General features: G+C 47.9%; 15 protein-coding genes. 12 read left to right on the top strand and 3 right to left on the bottom strand.

Annotation, left to right across the window (positions count from 1 at the left end; genetic code table 11):
* Nucleotides 1-166: 166 nt before the first annotated feature.
* Nucleotides 167-864, bottom strand: a protein-coding gene (locus tag N7268_RS23940; RefSeq protein ID WP_226683650.1) for an IS1 family transposase whose coding sequence is annotated in 2 segments (ribosomal slippage) — nt 167-615 and nt 615-864 — 699 coding nt in all. Because the reading frame shifts where the segments join, the coding sequence is not laid out codon by codon here.
* A gap of 403 nt (nt 865-1,267) precedes the next feature.
* Here N7268_RS23940 and N7268_RS23935 point away from each other — a divergent pair.
* Nucleotides 1,268-1,693, top strand: a complete 426-nt coding sequence (locus tag N7268_RS23935; RefSeq protein WP_016241550.1) for a hypothetical protein — start codon at nt 1,268-1,270, stop codon at nt 1,691-1,693.
* Nucleotides 1,694-1,846: 153 nt separating this feature from the next.
* Nucleotides 1,847-2,566 carry an HNH endonuclease signature motif containing protein gene (locus N7268_RS23930; RefSeq protein WP_007372337.1) on the top strand — a complete coding sequence of 240 codons (720 nt, stop codon included), beginning with the start codon at nt 1,847-1,849 and terminating at the stop codon, nt 2,564-2,566.
* Nucleotides 2,567-4,094: 1,528 nt separating this feature from the next.
* Here N7268_RS23930 and N7268_RS23925 read toward each other — a convergent pair.
* Nucleotides 4,095-5,213 (bottom strand): RepB family plasmid replication initiator protein, encoded by a 1,119-nt coding sequence (locus tag N7268_RS23925; RefSeq protein WP_016241547.1) that lies wholly within the window; start codon nt 5,211-5,213, stop codon nt 4,095-4,097.
* Between the two features lie 925 nt (nt 5,214-6,138).
* Between N7268_RS23925 and N7268_RS23920 the strand changes: the two genes are divergently transcribed.
* The 7 genes from N7268_RS23920 to N7268_RS23890 all read left to right on the top strand — a co-directional run bounded on the left by N7268_RS23920 (nt 6,139) and on the right by N7268_RS23890 (nt 11,197).
* Nucleotides 6,139-6,387 carry a hypothetical protein gene (locus N7268_RS23920; protein WP_016241546.1) on the top strand — a complete coding sequence of 83 codons (249 nt, stop codon included), beginning with the start codon at nt 6,139-6,141 and terminating at the stop codon, nt 6,385-6,387.
* A 572-nt stretch (nt 6,388-6,959) separates the two neighbouring features.
* Complete coding sequence (locus tag N7268_RS23915) at nt 6,960-7,826, top strand: RepB family plasmid replication initiator protein (protein ID WP_008786567.1); 867 nt, start codon at nt 6,960-6,962, stop codon at nt 7,824-7,826.
* Between the two features lie 410 nt (nt 7,827-8,236).
* Nucleotides 8,237-8,722, top strand: coding sequence for a hypothetical protein (locus N7268_RS23910; protein WP_007372340.1), 486 nt, complete (start codon nt 8,237-8,239; stop codon nt 8,720-8,722).
* A gap of 87 nt (nt 8,723-8,809) precedes the next feature.
* Nucleotides 8,810-9,127, top strand: coding sequence for a hypothetical protein (locus N7268_RS23905; RefSeq protein WP_009651680.1), 318 nt, complete (start codon nt 8,810-8,812; stop codon nt 9,125-9,127).
* A 21-nt stretch (nt 9,128-9,148) separates the two neighbouring features.
* The gene (locus N7268_RS23900; RefSeq protein WP_016241545.1) at nt 9,149-9,547 is read left to right on the top strand and encodes a hypothetical protein; all 399 of its coding nucleotides are present in this window, start codon (nt 9,149-9,151) and stop codon (nt 9,545-9,547) included.
* A gap of 171 nt (nt 9,548-9,718) precedes the next feature.
* Entirely contained in the window at nt 9,719-10,093 is a 375-nt protein-coding gene (locus N7268_RS23895) for a hypothetical protein (protein WP_223226822.1), read from the top strand.
* A gap of 180 nt (nt 10,094-10,273) precedes the next feature.
* The gene (locus tag N7268_RS23890) at nt 10,274-11,197 is read left to right on the top strand and encodes a hypothetical protein (protein ID WP_007372342.1); all 924 of its coding nucleotides are present in this window, start codon (nt 10,274-10,276) and stop codon (nt 11,195-11,197) included.
* A gap of 35 nt (nt 11,198-11,232) precedes the next feature.
* Here the strand turns inward: N7268_RS23890 and N7268_RS23885 are convergent, their stop codons facing one another.
* On the bottom strand, nt 11,233-11,556 hold the full coding sequence (locus tag N7268_RS23885; protein ID WP_007372343.1) for a hypothetical protein: 324 nt from the start codon (nt 11,554-11,556) through the stop codon (nt 11,233-11,235).
* 282 nt (nt 11,557-11,838) lie between these two features.
* Between N7268_RS23885 and N7268_RS23880 the strand changes: the two genes are divergently transcribed.
* From N7268_RS23880 to N7268_RS23870, 3 genes are all read left to right on the top strand, one after another.
* Nucleotides 11,839-12,057, top strand: a complete 219-nt coding sequence (locus N7268_RS23880; RefSeq protein WP_007372345.1) for a hypothetical protein — start codon at nt 11,839-11,841, stop codon at nt 12,055-12,057.
* Nucleotides 12,058-12,317: 260 nt separating this feature from the next.
* On the top strand, nt 12,318-12,554 hold the full coding sequence (locus N7268_RS23875; RefSeq protein WP_071602877.1) for a hypothetical protein: 237 nt from the start codon (nt 12,318-12,320) through the stop codon (nt 12,552-12,554).
* Nucleotides 12,555-13,114: 560 nt separating this feature from the next.
* Nucleotides 13,115-14,728 carry an HNH endonuclease signature motif containing protein gene (locus tag N7268_RS23870; protein WP_007372347.1) on the top strand — a complete coding sequence of 538 codons (1,614 nt, stop codon included), beginning with the start codon at nt 13,115-13,117 and terminating at the stop codon, nt 14,726-14,728.
* Nucleotides 14,729-14,735 lie beyond the last annotated feature (7 nt).

Raw genomic sequence — 14,735 nt, 5'->3', positions numbered from 1 at the left:
TGAGGGTGATAACGCGCCATCAGCTATCGAACATGACAGAAAAATAGTCCATGACAGCAGGGTATTTATACATAGGTCTTTAGGCTTTATACTTATGGTATATTCTCCCGAATTATTCAGAAAAGCCATTAATCATGACATATGTCTTGGCGGTAATGACTCCAACTTACTGATAGTGTTTTATGTTCAGATAATGCCCGATGACCTTGTCATGCAGCTCCACCGATTTTGAGAACGACAGTGACTTCCGTCCCAGCCTTGCCAGATGTTGTCTCAGATTCAGGTTATGTCGCTCAATGCGCTGAGTGTAACGCTTGCTGATAACGTGCAGCTTTCCCTTCAGGCGGGATTCATACAGCGGCCAGCCATCCGTCATCCATACCACGACCTCAAAGGCCGACAGCAGGCTCAGAAGTCGCTCCAGTGTGGCCAGAGTGCGTTCACCGAAGACGTGCGCCACAATCGTCCTCCGTATCCTGTCATACGCGTAAAACAGCCAGCGCTGACGTGATTTAGCACCGACGTAGCCCCACTGTTCGTCCATTTCAGCGCAGACAATCACATCACTGCCCGGCTGTATGCGCGAGGTTACCGACTGCGGCCTGAGTTTTTTAAGTGACGTAAAATCGTGTTGAGGCCAACGCCCATAATGCGGGCGGTTGCCCGGCATCCAACACCATTCATGGCCATATCAATGATTTTCTGGTGCGTACCGGGTTGAGAAGCGGTGTAAGTGAACTGCAGTTGCCATGTTTTACGGCAGTGAGAGCAGAGATAGCGCTGATGTCCGGCAGTGCTTTTGCCGTTACGCACCACCCCGTCAGTAGCTGAACAGGAGGGACAGCTGATAGAAACAGAAGCCACTGGAGCACCTCAAAAACACCATCATACACTAAATCAGTAAGTTGGCAGCATCACCGTCATTGTCATTACCGATGAACAGAGTGAAGATATTGAGGTTATTTCAGACCTTGATGATCTTTTCGTTAATACTGAGGTTGTGGTTATTGATGGTGACGCTTTAGAAGTCGACTATGATAACGCTGGATATTTTTCATCAGAGAATAGCTATGAAGTTTCAGTAGACGATATGTTATTCGACAATACCGTTGGTGAGCAACTTATGGATTGTGGTTTTTTCGGCACTCAAAGCTAATAGATACTCGTTATTTATTATCGCGTCCCAATCGTCATGCAGGTGTGGTTATTTATTTACTGAAAAGCCATGTTTTAAATAACAGGCAACGATAATCTAACAGGAGCGGCTATGAAACTCGAAAACATTAACAAAGAGCAGCAGCTCTATGTTCTTAAATGTGGCTCTATTCTATCAAGCTACGGATTTGATCTCCTGCATACAAAAGCAACCGCCGTAGCTGACTGGATGGACGTTGAAGCACCAGTAGCTGCACTGGGTACAGAAGAACATTTTGAACAATGTGCAGAACTCATGCGGCGCGGGCAGGTATATGCTAACGCTTCCCGGAAATGCTGCCCCGGTAATCTTTCCCCCCAACTAATTGGGCTTGAAGGTTGTCGTGTTAGAGTCACTACCGATGACGGTGAGGAACGCTGTTTCTGGGTTGCAAAAACGACCGGATGGATGCCGGGTCACCTCGAAGTTCCACGCTCGAATACGGCTTATGGCCACCCTGCACAAGCGCATTACAAGTCAGTTCAGACTATTCGATAAGTCACCGGTGCTCCGATTTCGACATGATGCATACCAACCAGACTCACTACTGTTGTCATCGACAAGAATGACAACAGTAGTGAGTATCTATGGCTTATCCTCGGAAAACAGCCCATTATTCATGCCTCCCTCTTCCGGTATGGCATAGCTCACATGGCTTCAGATAAAAATCAAACCGATAAACTCGCCCGCGATATTAAAGACAAGGTTCTCGCCAGGCCTGCTGGCTCATCAGGAGAACCAGTGGAGTACCGGAGTGTCCATGAATTTATGACACTAACCCGCACGGGAACCCCTGCTGATGCCCGCCAGTTCCGGCTGGCTGTTAAAGCTAAGGGAATAGCTATCTGGCCTGATGATGACCCACGCGTAGGGCAGCAATTTGCACGTGACGGCATTCGCTGGGAAGTTCGTCTGAAGACCTTCCGGCCTGAGAGTCAGGATTCATTTGACGATGACCTGGATGAGAAAGTCTCACCAAAACGCTTTGGATATCGCCGGTACGGTGCGATGTCCCGTCCTGATCAGAAGAAATTCAGCGACAGGGTATACTTCAACTGCATGGAGCGGTGTGTCGTCACCGGTGTGAAGACAAAATGCAGGGGAGAAGCAGCACATCTGATTGAGCATCATAAAGCGGGCTCTGACCACTGGAGTAATGGCCTGTGGCTTCGGGCAGACATACATCGGTTATACGACAACGGCCTGTGTGTGATTAATCCCAGCACCCTGACAATCCATTTCCACCCCACTATCCTGGCTAAGGATGACGATCTCATCGCGTATGAAGCTCGGCCAATATTACCGACAAGAAAACCTGTAAACCCTGCCTGGTTAAAATCCCGGTGGGATGAACTTACCTGGCCGAAGTAAGCATCGTGTCTGACAACGGTAGTGAGGCCTAATCATTACCGTTGTCGTAGCAAACGGGCTTCAATGCTTGGCTCATTATCGTTGTCACCAGTCTGGTCAGCTCATAACTATTGCCATCGGCACTGAGATGCCGTCCTGCGCATCGAACTCACATCCATTGTCACTCGATTTTTGAATCTGCCGGGAGTGTAACCAGTGACAATGGTAATGATCACCTTCACATAATTAACGAACCGTTACTACTGGTAAGAGGGTGCATGGTCGACAACGGTAATGACAATTAAGGAAAGTACCTTTCTGTAATGACAACGGTAGTGACTTAATGGTTAACCCTTGTCTGGTTACCGGCAATCAAGTACAGGAACTATGACAATGGTAGTGAGTCATTACCATTGTTATGGCTCATCATACTATCCCTATATACAGCAAGTAGACGGCGTTGCTCACTACCATCGTCATTGGTTGCATGGGTAGCAGAATGTTAGATGACAACAGTAGTGATTCTGGTGCTTCACCATCCGCCTGGTGACAACGGTAATGAGTGATCGAGATCACTATCGTTGTCGCAGCGTTCGGTATGGCTACAACCGGCAAGTTGTGCCTCGACAATGGTTGTGATCCCGCACTCACTTGATTCGTCATCGCCGGAACGACCCCACTGAAATGTACTTGGAAACGATGACAATGGTAGAGACTTGAAAAAATCACATCCATTGTCATTGACCAATCAGGTTAGCTACGACAGCGGTTGGACTCATTTCCATTGTCACCGACAGGCCATGTATTCATACAACGACAACGACAGGGAGTGACGCGGTCACTACCACGGTCATTCATCCCGCCCCTCAAGTACGAGCAGACAGTACGGCGAGTGAATCCTTACCATAGCTACCTGAAAGGCCTGATTAACCTGGAATGCATATGACAACGGTAATGACCAACAGAACTCATTTCCGTTGTCATTGTGCTGGTGGAGCAGTAAGAACTTGGTCTGAATCATGAATGACAACGGTAGTGAGTATTCTTAGTCAATACAGTGGTCATTCAAATGCGCCGGGAGCAAATGACAGCGGTAGTGAGTCAAATCACTCATTACCGTTGTCATTGTGTCATGGGAATCAGCGATAAATCCGTACTGACGATGCCGACAATGGTAGTGAGCGGTATGAGGTCTTCTCCGAGAAGCTGCTCTGGAGAGTTGTCGATGATGACAACAGCAGTGAGCTGCCAAGACTCATTGCCGATGTCATGGTGTCATGGGTATCAGCGATTTGTCTGTACCGGCGATTCCGACAATGGTAGTGAGCGGTGTAAGACCTTCCCTGAGAAGCTGGTCTGGAGAGATGTCGATGATGACAACAGTAGTGAGCTATCTAGTCTCATTACCATTGTCATGAGTGGTCACCCCGCAATGACAACAGTAGTGACCGCGTCACTCAATACCGTTGTCATTAAGCTAAACAGGATTCTCTGACGATGTGCAGGGAGGGAGGGTTCCAGGCCGTCATCTGACAGCCCGGAGGGAATGCTAGCTGGCGGGATTGTTCTTTTTCTGGCTTCTAAGGCTGCGAATGTAGTGAAGTTCTTCAGCTGTTAAGTCATGGATGGTTAACGTTTCATCCCCATCAATGGGCTCATCTGGTGGGCACAATTCACCTTCCAGTGGCTCACCATTATTTTTACCCGACGTGCCATTGTTCTCCTCATCAGCATCACCCTCGCCATCACCATCAGGTGGTGGTTGGATATTGTTCAGATTCAAATCAGGATCGCGTTTGTGGATCTGGAAATAAACCTTCCCATCTTTTTTTACTTCGGTGTACTGAAGGTAACCAATGGATGCCAGCTCCTCCAATGCCTTACGTACTGTGGCGTTCTGGCTGTTGGCACGGGTCTTAAGATTTAATCGGTTCTTAAGTCTCGTTAAGGAGATCGGGATTGGATTTGGTGGAAGTGACTCAATGAACGTGTAAAGCGCCTGTGCGCTCTCTTTTTTCGCCAGTTCCTTGATAGCCTTCAGCTGCATCAAAACCTTGTGGTCGTACTGATACAACTCGAATATCTTAGGGTCTATCTGTAGCTCTACCTGATCAGAGTCCGGGTCAAGCAAGGCAGACTGCACCAGGTGCGTCGTATACACCTTTGACGAGTGGGTGCTGGTGAAGGACAACATCACGGATGCCAGCCTGCGTAACGACGCGTCGATACGCTTACGGGATGCGGTAGAGGAACGATAATTTTCAGGGTTACAGAGCTTCAGAAACTCAGTAAATTTGAGGCTGATCTTATCGTTATCAATCGGATGGTTAGCTAGCGTTCGGATGATTCCCATCCACGTTTTGAAGTCAACAGACATATCGAGGCGCTGACCCACGATCGAGATATTGGTGAAACCCTCGCTCTCCATCAAAGAAAGTGTCTGTAGTTCTTTCGTGGCATCAAAGCCAACAGTTTTGTATTCACGACTCTGACGGCCAACGCTTTTTGGTGATGGCACAAACAACCCAAGGCGCATGAGCGCGATAGACTGAACCGTCCTGCTGCTATTAGGACGTAAAATAATTTCTTTACCTGTCTCTCTCTCTGTTACAGAGAAAGCCCTGGTAACCATCTGGCCTTGCTGCTCAGAATCTTTCTCATTGGTCATAGTGGTTTATCGACTGTATTAATCAACAGATTATTGAATACTATCGCCCAAAGCCCTCAGTGTCACTTAAGGGATCTCTGCGACGATCTCAGATTGTGCATAAGTCCAGGCTAAAAAAACGCCACGACTAAATATAAAACTCTGAAATTCACATAAAAACAAATACATACGTAGTTTATCAACAAAGGAGCAATTCCGGTGAAAAAGATCCTTTAAAAAATCACTACCATTGTCGCCGCAATCACTACCGTTGTCAAAAAACTCACTACTACCGTTAAAAAACTCACTACCAATGTCAAAATAATCACTACCGTTGTCACCGATTGGCTTCCAGGCCTTGTGCCGTCTGGCTTCCGAGCTGCGGGGATCTCTTGTGATCTATGGGAACTCGTAAGGTACTAATTATTGGAACTACCTTGTGGAAAATGGGGATAAATTCTCTCTTCGAGTTAAATCAACATCGAATAGCTAAATTGTCGAAAATATGTACGGGCATGAAAGGAAAATGCGTATAGAAAACAGTGGATAAGATTTTAATAATTTTGTTTCATCATACAGGTGATAGATGGTATCTATATGAATTATAATAGAAATATACTCAAAACTCTTTAAGAGTTATACCTTCAGATCACACAATAAAACTCACTACCATTGTCACAAATACTCACTACTAACGTCGAAATAGTCACTACCAATGTCATTTTAATCATTACCAATGTCAAAAAAGTCATTACCATTGTCATAAAATGCCCTTGAGCCCAGTAACCATGCGGCTTGCAGCGTACAGGGATCTCTTTTGTACTCCGTTGCACCTTTGGGATCTCTTTATTGGAACTGTCCTGTGGAAAAGTATCTTTTTTGCCTTCGTCAGCTACTGACTCGGTGCTTTACTGATTGTGTAAACAAAACGATAAGAGGCACTCACATGTACGCAACTGCAAAAGAAATTATCGCAAAGCTGCAAAAAATGAACCCTGACGAAAAGGTGCTAGTCCGTGTCTGGTACAAGTCTGATGTTCAGGAGTTAGCAATAGACCGAAACATGCCGCAGGTTTCAGCTAGCGAAGCTGAGTCGACCTTAGCGTTGATAGACCGAACTCACGATGGTGATATCGGTATCAACTGGGATGTTGTTCAGAGTGGTATTGAGACAGTTCGTAGTGGCCAAATTTAAGCAACCGAGTAACAAGGACGTGACTCAACTAATCCACATATCCACCGGGTAGATCAACAGATCGATCCAGATTAAGACCAAATAGAACCAAAAAGATCCCCGCTCCCGCAAACCCGCAGCTGGTAAGCTCTGAAGACCTGCCCCGGTGGGGTTGAGAGGGAAAAAAGTGAGCTCTGAAGGGCTGTCGGTGGGGTTAGCCTGGTAGCTGGTGGTGTTCAAAGGGAATAACGGTGGGATTGGAAGGGGAAAGGAACTTAATTATCAACATCTGCTGTGCTAATGAAAACATCAAATAAAAACATAATCATACGTAACAAATCTCAAAAATAGGTGATCGGTATTCATTTTTTGTCCACACTGGCAGCAGATCAAAAATTTGATGTCAACGACATTTATCCGATTCATCTCTGAAATAACGTATTGATTTAGTACAAATAAAAACCAATACCCGATAAATGGGGACTAAATGACCCCTATTTCTCATGATCAATAAAAATCACCGTGATACATTCGCCCGGACTGGGCATTCCAAGATACCCGGAAAATAACAATAAAACTGGGGGATCCACACGATGAACTCGAATGAAGTTCTTCTTTTCAAGGACGCTATTCCCGACTTCAATCAGCCGTCGACTGGAAAGCTGACGGTGACAAAAAATTCATCAGTACAACCTGTATCACTGCTCCGCCTGGGCGTTTTTACTCCCAGTTGCCGAACAGAGGCAACGGTCACGCTAAACGTGACGGAAGCGCTATCCAGTCTGGAAATTGCAAAACAGGAAGGGTACACGGACATAAAGATCACCGGCCCGATGCTGAATTATTTCCAGGACTTCCGGTGCTGGACAGCAATCGTCCATTCCTTCAGCGTATCGCCTGATGCGCTGAAAGGTAACCGGATTAAAATGCCCTTTAGTGAATTTGCCAAACTCTGCGGCTACCCATCAAAACGCTACAGCACGAAACTGCGCAATGAGATAGCCGATTCGTTGACGAAGATTCGCTCAAAAAGCATTCGGTTTGAGAAGAACCCGGGGATCACCAAGTTCAAAGTAGCCGGGTTGCTGAAAGAGGCGGAATTTGATGGTGAAAGTGATTACATCATCCTGGAAGCCGACGAACGACTCTGGGATTTGTACCGTTCAGATCATCTTACTCTGTTGCGGAAGAAACCCCTGGAGCTACTTACCAGGAATGAAACGGCTCAGGCGCTCTATACATTTTTTGAAGCGCTACCTCAACATCCAGCCCCGATCACCTTTGACAGACTTCGACAGCGTTTACTGCTCAATGGGCGCATTGCCGAACAGAACCGGAAAATGCGAACTGCTCTCGATGTGCTTGCCAGCATCGGTTACCTGAAATTTTACTACCTGGTGGACACCAGCGTACCCACCATTCAGATCACGGATCGGAATCCCAAACTAACAGGTTCCTGATGTTTGAAACGTCTTTTTGCCCGGTTCCGGGAATGTGCTGTCTCATTCCCACCGGTCAAAAACACTAAGTTGACGTTTCCCTCTCAAACCCACCCGTGATTTTGTAGTCGCTAAAGGATAAATAGTCCCATTTACATCTGAAAAGCTGATGGGGCGCGTCAGGCCTCTATTGAATACAACTTGTATTACCATGAAAAATAAAGAAAATAACACTCCTCTTTATAATTACTGCTGTTCGCCTAATCCCAAAAAGATACTTTTTTAATCTGCACAGTTTTTATCGCCGGTGGGAACGAGAGGGAAGGGGAAAATATACCCGGTGGGATTGAGAGGGAAGGCCTGTAGAAAACAACCCGACAATCTTTTGTCGGCTGGAATGACCAGGGTAAATTAAGTTCTGGAGGATAGTTATGACTTCGACATTTGGTAAGCAGCTGAAGCTTTATGCAGACCGGCAAACGGGCGCAAAACGTACTGCTCTTGATTTTCAATATGTGGTTTCGCCTGGTAAGGATGCGTTTCCCACGGTGAACATCACTATGGCTCCGATTGCTGATGGCGCAAAAGAAGCCCAATGGGAGCTTAAGCGCGTCATCCAGCTGAATCGCTATGAATTAACTCAATGTTGCGCGGTATTGTTCGGGCTGGAAAAGGAGATGAGGGCAAACTTTCACGGAACCGATAAAAACAAAGGTTTTACGCTCATCAACAATGGTGCATCCGGCTGCGGGATAAACTTTTCTCATGGTGGGGATATGCTGACGCATATGTTGAACCATGCCCAAAGAATGGAAGTAGGGGCATTTATTCTGAAACGGCAGGCGGATGCGTGGGATATGAGTGTCAGTGACGTTCTTGCACTTTTGCGTCAGTCCGTGGCCATCAAACGGGCATAAGATCACGAAGCAGGTTCAAGAACAGGCTTACCGTACAACAATTTTCAAATCCAAACTGACCCTACTTAACTTCAACTGGAAGGCGCTATGACAGAACATCAGCAGAATAGAAATGTTTGTGAAGTCGGGTTAGCCTGTGAAGCCATGACGATTGATCCCAAAACCATTCAGTCAGCAGTAATGCGTAAAGAAGCCACGCAAGTTGTTATTCCTCACTTTAAGGGGGTTTGTCCTGCTTTTGTCGAATGGGCTGAACAATGCTTACCTGGCGATAAACTTCCTCGTGGGAAATTTTTTAGGTCACGAGAATGGATGCGTCAGTTCACCACTTGCCAGATAAACTACAAGACAGATCATCCAGATGAAGGAAAGTATGGATGGCTTTTTGAAGGAACCAAATATTGAAAAGTTAAGGAGATATGATTAATGCTAATTTATGCCGCAGATCTGATTTTACCCTTAAAAATTCTGCTGGTGGTATTTGTCGTGACTATCATAGGCGCTACCATCGGGTTGAAATTTGTACGCTCCGAAAACAAGATCGTTTGCATGTGGCTCGTGCCAATAGGCTGTCTTGGGGGAATTTTTGCATTGATGATGTTTCCATCAATTACCACAAATGATTTGTTGCTCGGCAAGAGATGGTCGGAAGATTGTCGCGTGGTCGAAAAATACGAACGCCACGCTTTTGAAGCACCGACGAACCGGCTGATTTGTTCGGGGGTTGATGAGCATGTTAATTCAGAAAGTTATGCGGTATTAACGAAAGCTTACCGGGAGCGGGGGGGAGAACTTATTTCGGGATCCCATAGTGTTGAAAACTAGCCTTCAAATCTAATGCTACGGAGTTTTCATGAATAATAATCACAATGTTTTTCCTTGCAATGAATTGGGTATGGGTGATTCCAAATCGGAATTGGAAAGACTCCTTGAATTATGTGAATCCACTCCGCAAACAGGCGAGCCTAACCCCCAGATAGCTAATATGCAAGCATTTTGGAATCGATAACTGGTGGCTCATCTCATATCACTGGCTTCAATTTTTGCTCTCATATTCTTAATGGCCGTAAATTTTCCACACTCAACGATGCAGAGATAAAACAGCTAACATCTCTTCGCAATGAGGGGCGAAAAGACGGTTTTGTGGTCAGAATTCAACCTGTTGATGTAACCCCTGAACTTCAGCTTGAAAGGTATCTTGCGTCAAGTTGGGAAAGCGAAATCGAGATTTATAAACGCGTACCGTCGATTGTCGTGATCTGTAAAATCTCAGGTCTGTCTGCATTGGCAGGCTCGGGGAACAAAATGTTTTTAAATATGGATTACTTAAGTTGCGGAACTGAAACTGATGATCAGGATTGCCAGGATTAAGTCACTGATTGGCGGTTGCAACGAGCTTTGGGTTTGTTAGACTGGCCTGACATACCTTCCCCCATCGCGGGGTGCGTTGTCGGAGTATCAAAATATTGTTTTCCCCTATGCGGGGTTTAATTAGTGAGTAGCGACTGCCCGGGTTAGCGCCTGACCCGTGTCAGACTTCTGAAGGATATTTTGATATTAACCGTCCAGCTGGACGGTTTTTTTTCGTCTGTTTTTAATTTGGATAGTGGTATGGGTAGAAAAAAACAATCAAACCGCAGTGTATCAGCGCCAGCTGTTGATGCTGAAAAAGAAATTATCGACCCGAGATGGAACATCTTTTTCTTTGCGGCAATTGACCGACCGTGGGTGCTTAACCCGCATCTTTTTTACGCTGAACAAGCGCAGGAACGTTTGCTGTCGCAGTTCAGTGATGTGGAGATCAGGAGTGAAGCGACAAAGAAAGGCGAGTCATTTATAGAGTCAGCTGGAGACTGGTTCAATCCTGATTACCACGACGAAAGTGACGTATACGAGAATATTGAACAGATTGAAGCTTGCCACTGGGTTGCGTTGCGGGAAATGAAGGTCACGGTCACGCTTTCCCTGACCGCTGGGATGTACCACCAGTTTGACAAGGCATTACGAGATCTGCTTATCCGGGAGGCCAGAAGCTGGCGGTGGCTCGACATGGTTGTGATATCAGATTTGATCTGGAACCTCAGTTTTCCGAGGCTTATGGATTTGATGGAATGGCTGGGTATTGAAGTACGAAACATGCCATGTTTCCCGTTAATCAGTGCATGTCATCAGGTTGTCAACGTTTATAAACATGGAGATGGTGATGCCCACCAGAAACTGGTTAATGCTCACCCGGAGTACTACTCAGTATGGCAATGCGAAGGTTATCCGCAAGAGAGACCAGCTCGCCACGAAGAACTTGAAGTTTCCGAGGAACAGTTTAGAGAATTTGCCGAGGCGATAACGGTGTTCTGGAAGAGTCTGCCGGAAGGACTATCTTATTCGGGGATGGGAAAAGAGCCTAAGTGGTTTGGCAAGGCTTATGAAAAAGTGAAGTGCGACAAAGAAAAACGCGAGCGTAAAGCGGAAGAATAGTGGGGCACTCTAGCCCCACCGAAACAAAAGGAGAGTCAGACAGCCGGTGACGGTTGCCAGCCTGATTGAGTCTGGATCCATTTGCCTACGGAAATCATGTCGTAACCACCGTTCCCGTAGGACGACTTCACTTCTTCTATTTCGACTGGAACCGCCAGCTCGATGGGGCGGAACCAGCCATCATCACCGACTGTATACCGGCCTTCATGTTCCTTGCTCATTTCGCAGACCCGGCTGGGTGGAAGCCAGAAACCTTCATTTGCTCTTTCGGATGCGATACGAATAGCTTCATCCACGGAAGCGACTTCCCGGATGTGTTCGTTATGCGCGTTTGACATTTTGATCAGAAATGACTTCATAGAACCATTTTCCTCAGCTTAGGCCGGTAACGTTAATCGTCGGGGCGGTCGGTAATATTCCGGCGATAGTGTCCTCATATTGTACTCTGGCATGATGCATAACAGAAATTTGAGAGCGCGGGATTGAGAGGCGAAGTAGTTTGATGATAATCGCTGCGGGTGTACTATCAGCCTGATTCCTGGACTGAAGCCGAACGTCCAGCCGTGGTAAAACTGGTGAACGATGTTAACCTGGCATCGAGATATCGAGACCGTAACCATCTGACTGAATAAGGAGCTTTTATGCCGAATGGGAGAGTGATTTTTAACAAAAGAGGCCGATGGGACTGGCTTGATAGCGGTTGTGATATAGATGAGGATGAATTAAAGCAGGAAGAGTGGTTTGTTGGCGATATGTATTATCCGCCAGACTTTGAATACGATACGTCAATGCATGATCACCAGATTACAGAGTGGTTGTCTAAACCTGAAGAGCTGGTGCGGTATGAGCGAGGGCGTTAACTCAATTTGCTTATCTGAACTGGCTACATGATCTTTCAGCGTGGCCATTTCGGTTCTTCACATTTCCCTGACTCCCTCCTGACAGAACCGACTATTTCATCCATGAACCGCAAGAGCGGTAACTAAATGCCATATCGTGTGGCAGAGTGGTTTGCTCCAGTACCCGTCAAAATAGTCCAACATACAAAAACAGGGTAGCCTGCCCCGGGCTTCACCCGGGCCAGGCTACCCGGAGTCGAACCGTTAACCCGGAGTCGTGGGTGAGTAACGTCGAGTGCCCGCCTGAATTCCGTGCGGCCACCAGCATTGGCTTCACCTTTTTCCGACCGACACTTTCGTGCTGGTTTGCGGCCGCATCTTCGCCGGGCCGGAACACCCTGCATTTTGTGCCGGTGGCCATCACCGGTATTAGGATAAAGGGAAGAATATCGGTGATGGATTCCGGGATAATCGCCGGGAAAACCCGGGCAGAATTCACGTACATCACCCTCTATTAGTCCAACATACAAATAAACTTCCCCTTTCTGCCCCTGCGCTTCGCTTGGGGCAGAAAGGGGAGCCGTACCTGAAACCTCCGTGTCGTTTTCAGGATCGGGCCCGTGCCCGGGGTAACCATTCTGCCCGGGCCCACCATTTTAAAAAGAAACCGCCGTGCCCGGTCTGGCCATTTCCCCCGCCTGCGGCAACCGGGCCGTGCCGGTCTTTCCGTCCGGTTCCTGCAAACCCCACATAGGGACTCCGGTCGCTGGATGAGCCATGCGAGAAAATATGAGAAAAAGAGAGAAAAAAAGAGAAAAAAAAGAGGGGCCGGGGGCGCGAGGGTTTCAGTGGGTATAAAGGTCAAGGGCGCTTTGCAGGGTGGACGCGGGGGTGTTGACCCTGATCGGATTTGTATGTTGGACTAATTTTGCATATATGAAGACAAGAAAAGACGCGCTGCCGACAGAGCAGGTATACTCTCGCCATCAAATGTGCGGCCAGCGGCGGGGGATAGGTAACGACCGCAGGCCTCCGCGACCGGTATCAATGATGATGATGCCCTGCCAGGTAAAGAGTAGTGACGACGAAAGTGAAGGTGAAGAAAACCCGGGCCGAACGTAAGCAGCATAGCCGGGACATGCAGGCCAAACATGAAGCGGAAAAAAAGGCCGCTAACCTGCGTAATATTCTAAAGAGAGACATTCTGGCCACGCTGGGTATCCCTAAAAATCACGGTGGGCGGGCAGCTCTTTCTACATTCATCACCGAGCACTTACTGAAGGGTGAGAGTCAGGTTCAGATTGTTGCCATGCTAACCGGCAGCGAATTGATGAAGCGGGCACAGCTTGCCGAAATCGAGCGCCTGAAGAAGATCACGGAACTGGCCAATCAAACCCGCAGAAACGAGATCACCAACCGGGCGTTTGAGCGCCTGGGTATCACAACCCGGCATCCAATGGGCGATTTAGTGCTGAGCATGGTGCGCGAACTGGCAAACCAGAATTTAAATACCGGTGAGATAGTAGAACGCCTGAATGATAACGAAACCGTACTGGAATCGCGCCGCCTGCACAAAGAGAAGCGAGCGGATCTTGAACGTCAGATTGATGAAGGTATTGCCGAGCGCAAAAAGACCCGTGTTGATATGCGGGAAGTGCTCGCCTACATGGCCCAGAAGAACGGTACAACGTATACGCCTCCCGCAGACACCTGGCGATCTCCTGAACATCCGAATGGCGATTCACCGACCCGGCATAATGGAAAAATCAGAGAGAGCCGTCTGACCGGCGCTGAAAGCACCCAGAAAGAAAACCCACGTCAGTACGGTTTGCCCAACCTGAAAACCAGTAGCGCTTCCATCAACAAGGCCGGAATGAGTGAGGCCATTAAGCTGGTGGGCGGACGTGTGACGGAATTTCGCACCTATCTTTATGAGCATCGCGATACGGGACTACGCGCTGATGTGCTGGCTCGCCGGTTTATGGCTGAGTCAATGCAAGGCAAAAAGATGGTTGACCCTGTGCCGGTCAATGAACCAGATAATCTCCCGGCTCCCACACACGAACCTGCCAAACGTAAATGGACGAAGGAAGAAAAGCAGGAAGCGCGTGACCGTGCGCTGGCCGCAGCAAGCCAGGTCGGAAAGCTTAAAGAAGCGGAAACCAACGGCATTACGCACGATGTAGTGCGAGAATCGCAGCCAGCACCCCAGCCAGCCCTGATCTCCGTCGAAGTTGAACAATCCCGCGTCTCCATGCAGGAACCGTCTGTTGCGCCCCTGGCGCACCCTAAACGTGAAGGCTCTACAACCTGCGTGGTGACCAGGCCGGATCAGGCTGATTTCGCTGCTACCGTCCGTCGAAACTGTAACGACCGCTGCGTGATTACAGGAGCAAGCTTACGCCGCAGGACAGAGGCCGCACACCTGGTAGAGCATAGTGCTGGTGGTCTGGATCACTGGAGTAATGGCTTGCTGCTTCGTATCGATCTGCACCGGCTGTTTGACGACAACGTCCTTGCCATTTGCCCGGAGACGTTGACCGTCCACGTTGACCCTGTCGCGCAGGCCGAAGATCCCGATTTGCAGCAATACGATGGCCATGTGATTACCGGGCTTTGCCGTCCGATAGACCCGGCGAATCTCGTCATGCGCTGGGAGCGTTATCAGCGCCGGTTAGAACTGACCAAGTAAAACCGGT

The organism is Citrobacter sp. Marseille-Q6884 (assembly GCF_945906775.1).
Classification (GTDB): domain Bacteria; phylum Pseudomonadota; class Gammaproteobacteria; order Enterobacterales; family Enterobacteriaceae; genus Citrobacter.
This window is presented reverse-complemented; position numbering and strand designations above follow the sequence as displayed.

Bases quoted from the DNA above. Each gene is read 5' to 3' on its own strand.
- N7268_RS23910 (WP_007372340.1), top strand. From the start codon at position 8,237: ATGACTTCGACATTTGGTAAGCAGCTGAAGCTTTATGCAGACCGGCAA.
- N7268_RS23915 (WP_008786567.1), top strand. From the start codon at position 6,960: ATGAACTCGAATGAAGTTCTTCTTTTCAAGGACGCTATTCCCGACTTC.
- N7268_RS23900 (WP_016241545.1), top strand. From the start codon at position 9,149: ATGCTAATTTATGCCGCAGATCTGATTTTACCCTTAAAAATTCTGCTG.
- N7268_RS23935 (WP_016241550.1), top strand. From the start codon at position 1,268: ATGAAACTCGAAAACATTAACAAAGAGCAGCAGCTCTATGTTCTTAAA.
- N7268_RS23920 (WP_016241546.1), top strand. From the start codon at position 6,139: ATGTACGCAACTGCAAAAGAAATTATCGCAAAGCTGCAAAAAATGAAC.
- N7268_RS23930 (WP_007372337.1), top strand. From the start codon at position 1,847: ATGGCTTCAGATAAAAATCAAACCGATAAACTCGCCCGCGATATTAAA.
- N7268_RS23905 (WP_009651680.1), top strand. From the start codon at position 8,810: ATGACAGAACATCAGCAGAATAGAAATGTTTGTGAAGTCGGGTTAGCC.
- N7268_RS23880 (WP_007372345.1), top strand. From the start codon at position 11,839: ATGCCGAATGGGAGAGTGATTTTTAACAAAAGAGGCCGATGGGACTGG.
- N7268_RS23925 (WP_016241547.1), bottom strand. From the start codon at position 5,213: ATGACCAATGAGAAAGATTCTGAGCAGCAAGGCCAGATGGTTACCAGG.
- N7268_RS23885 (WP_007372343.1), bottom strand. From the start codon at position 11,556: ATGAAGTCATTTCTGATCAAAATGTCAAACGCGCATAACGAACACATC.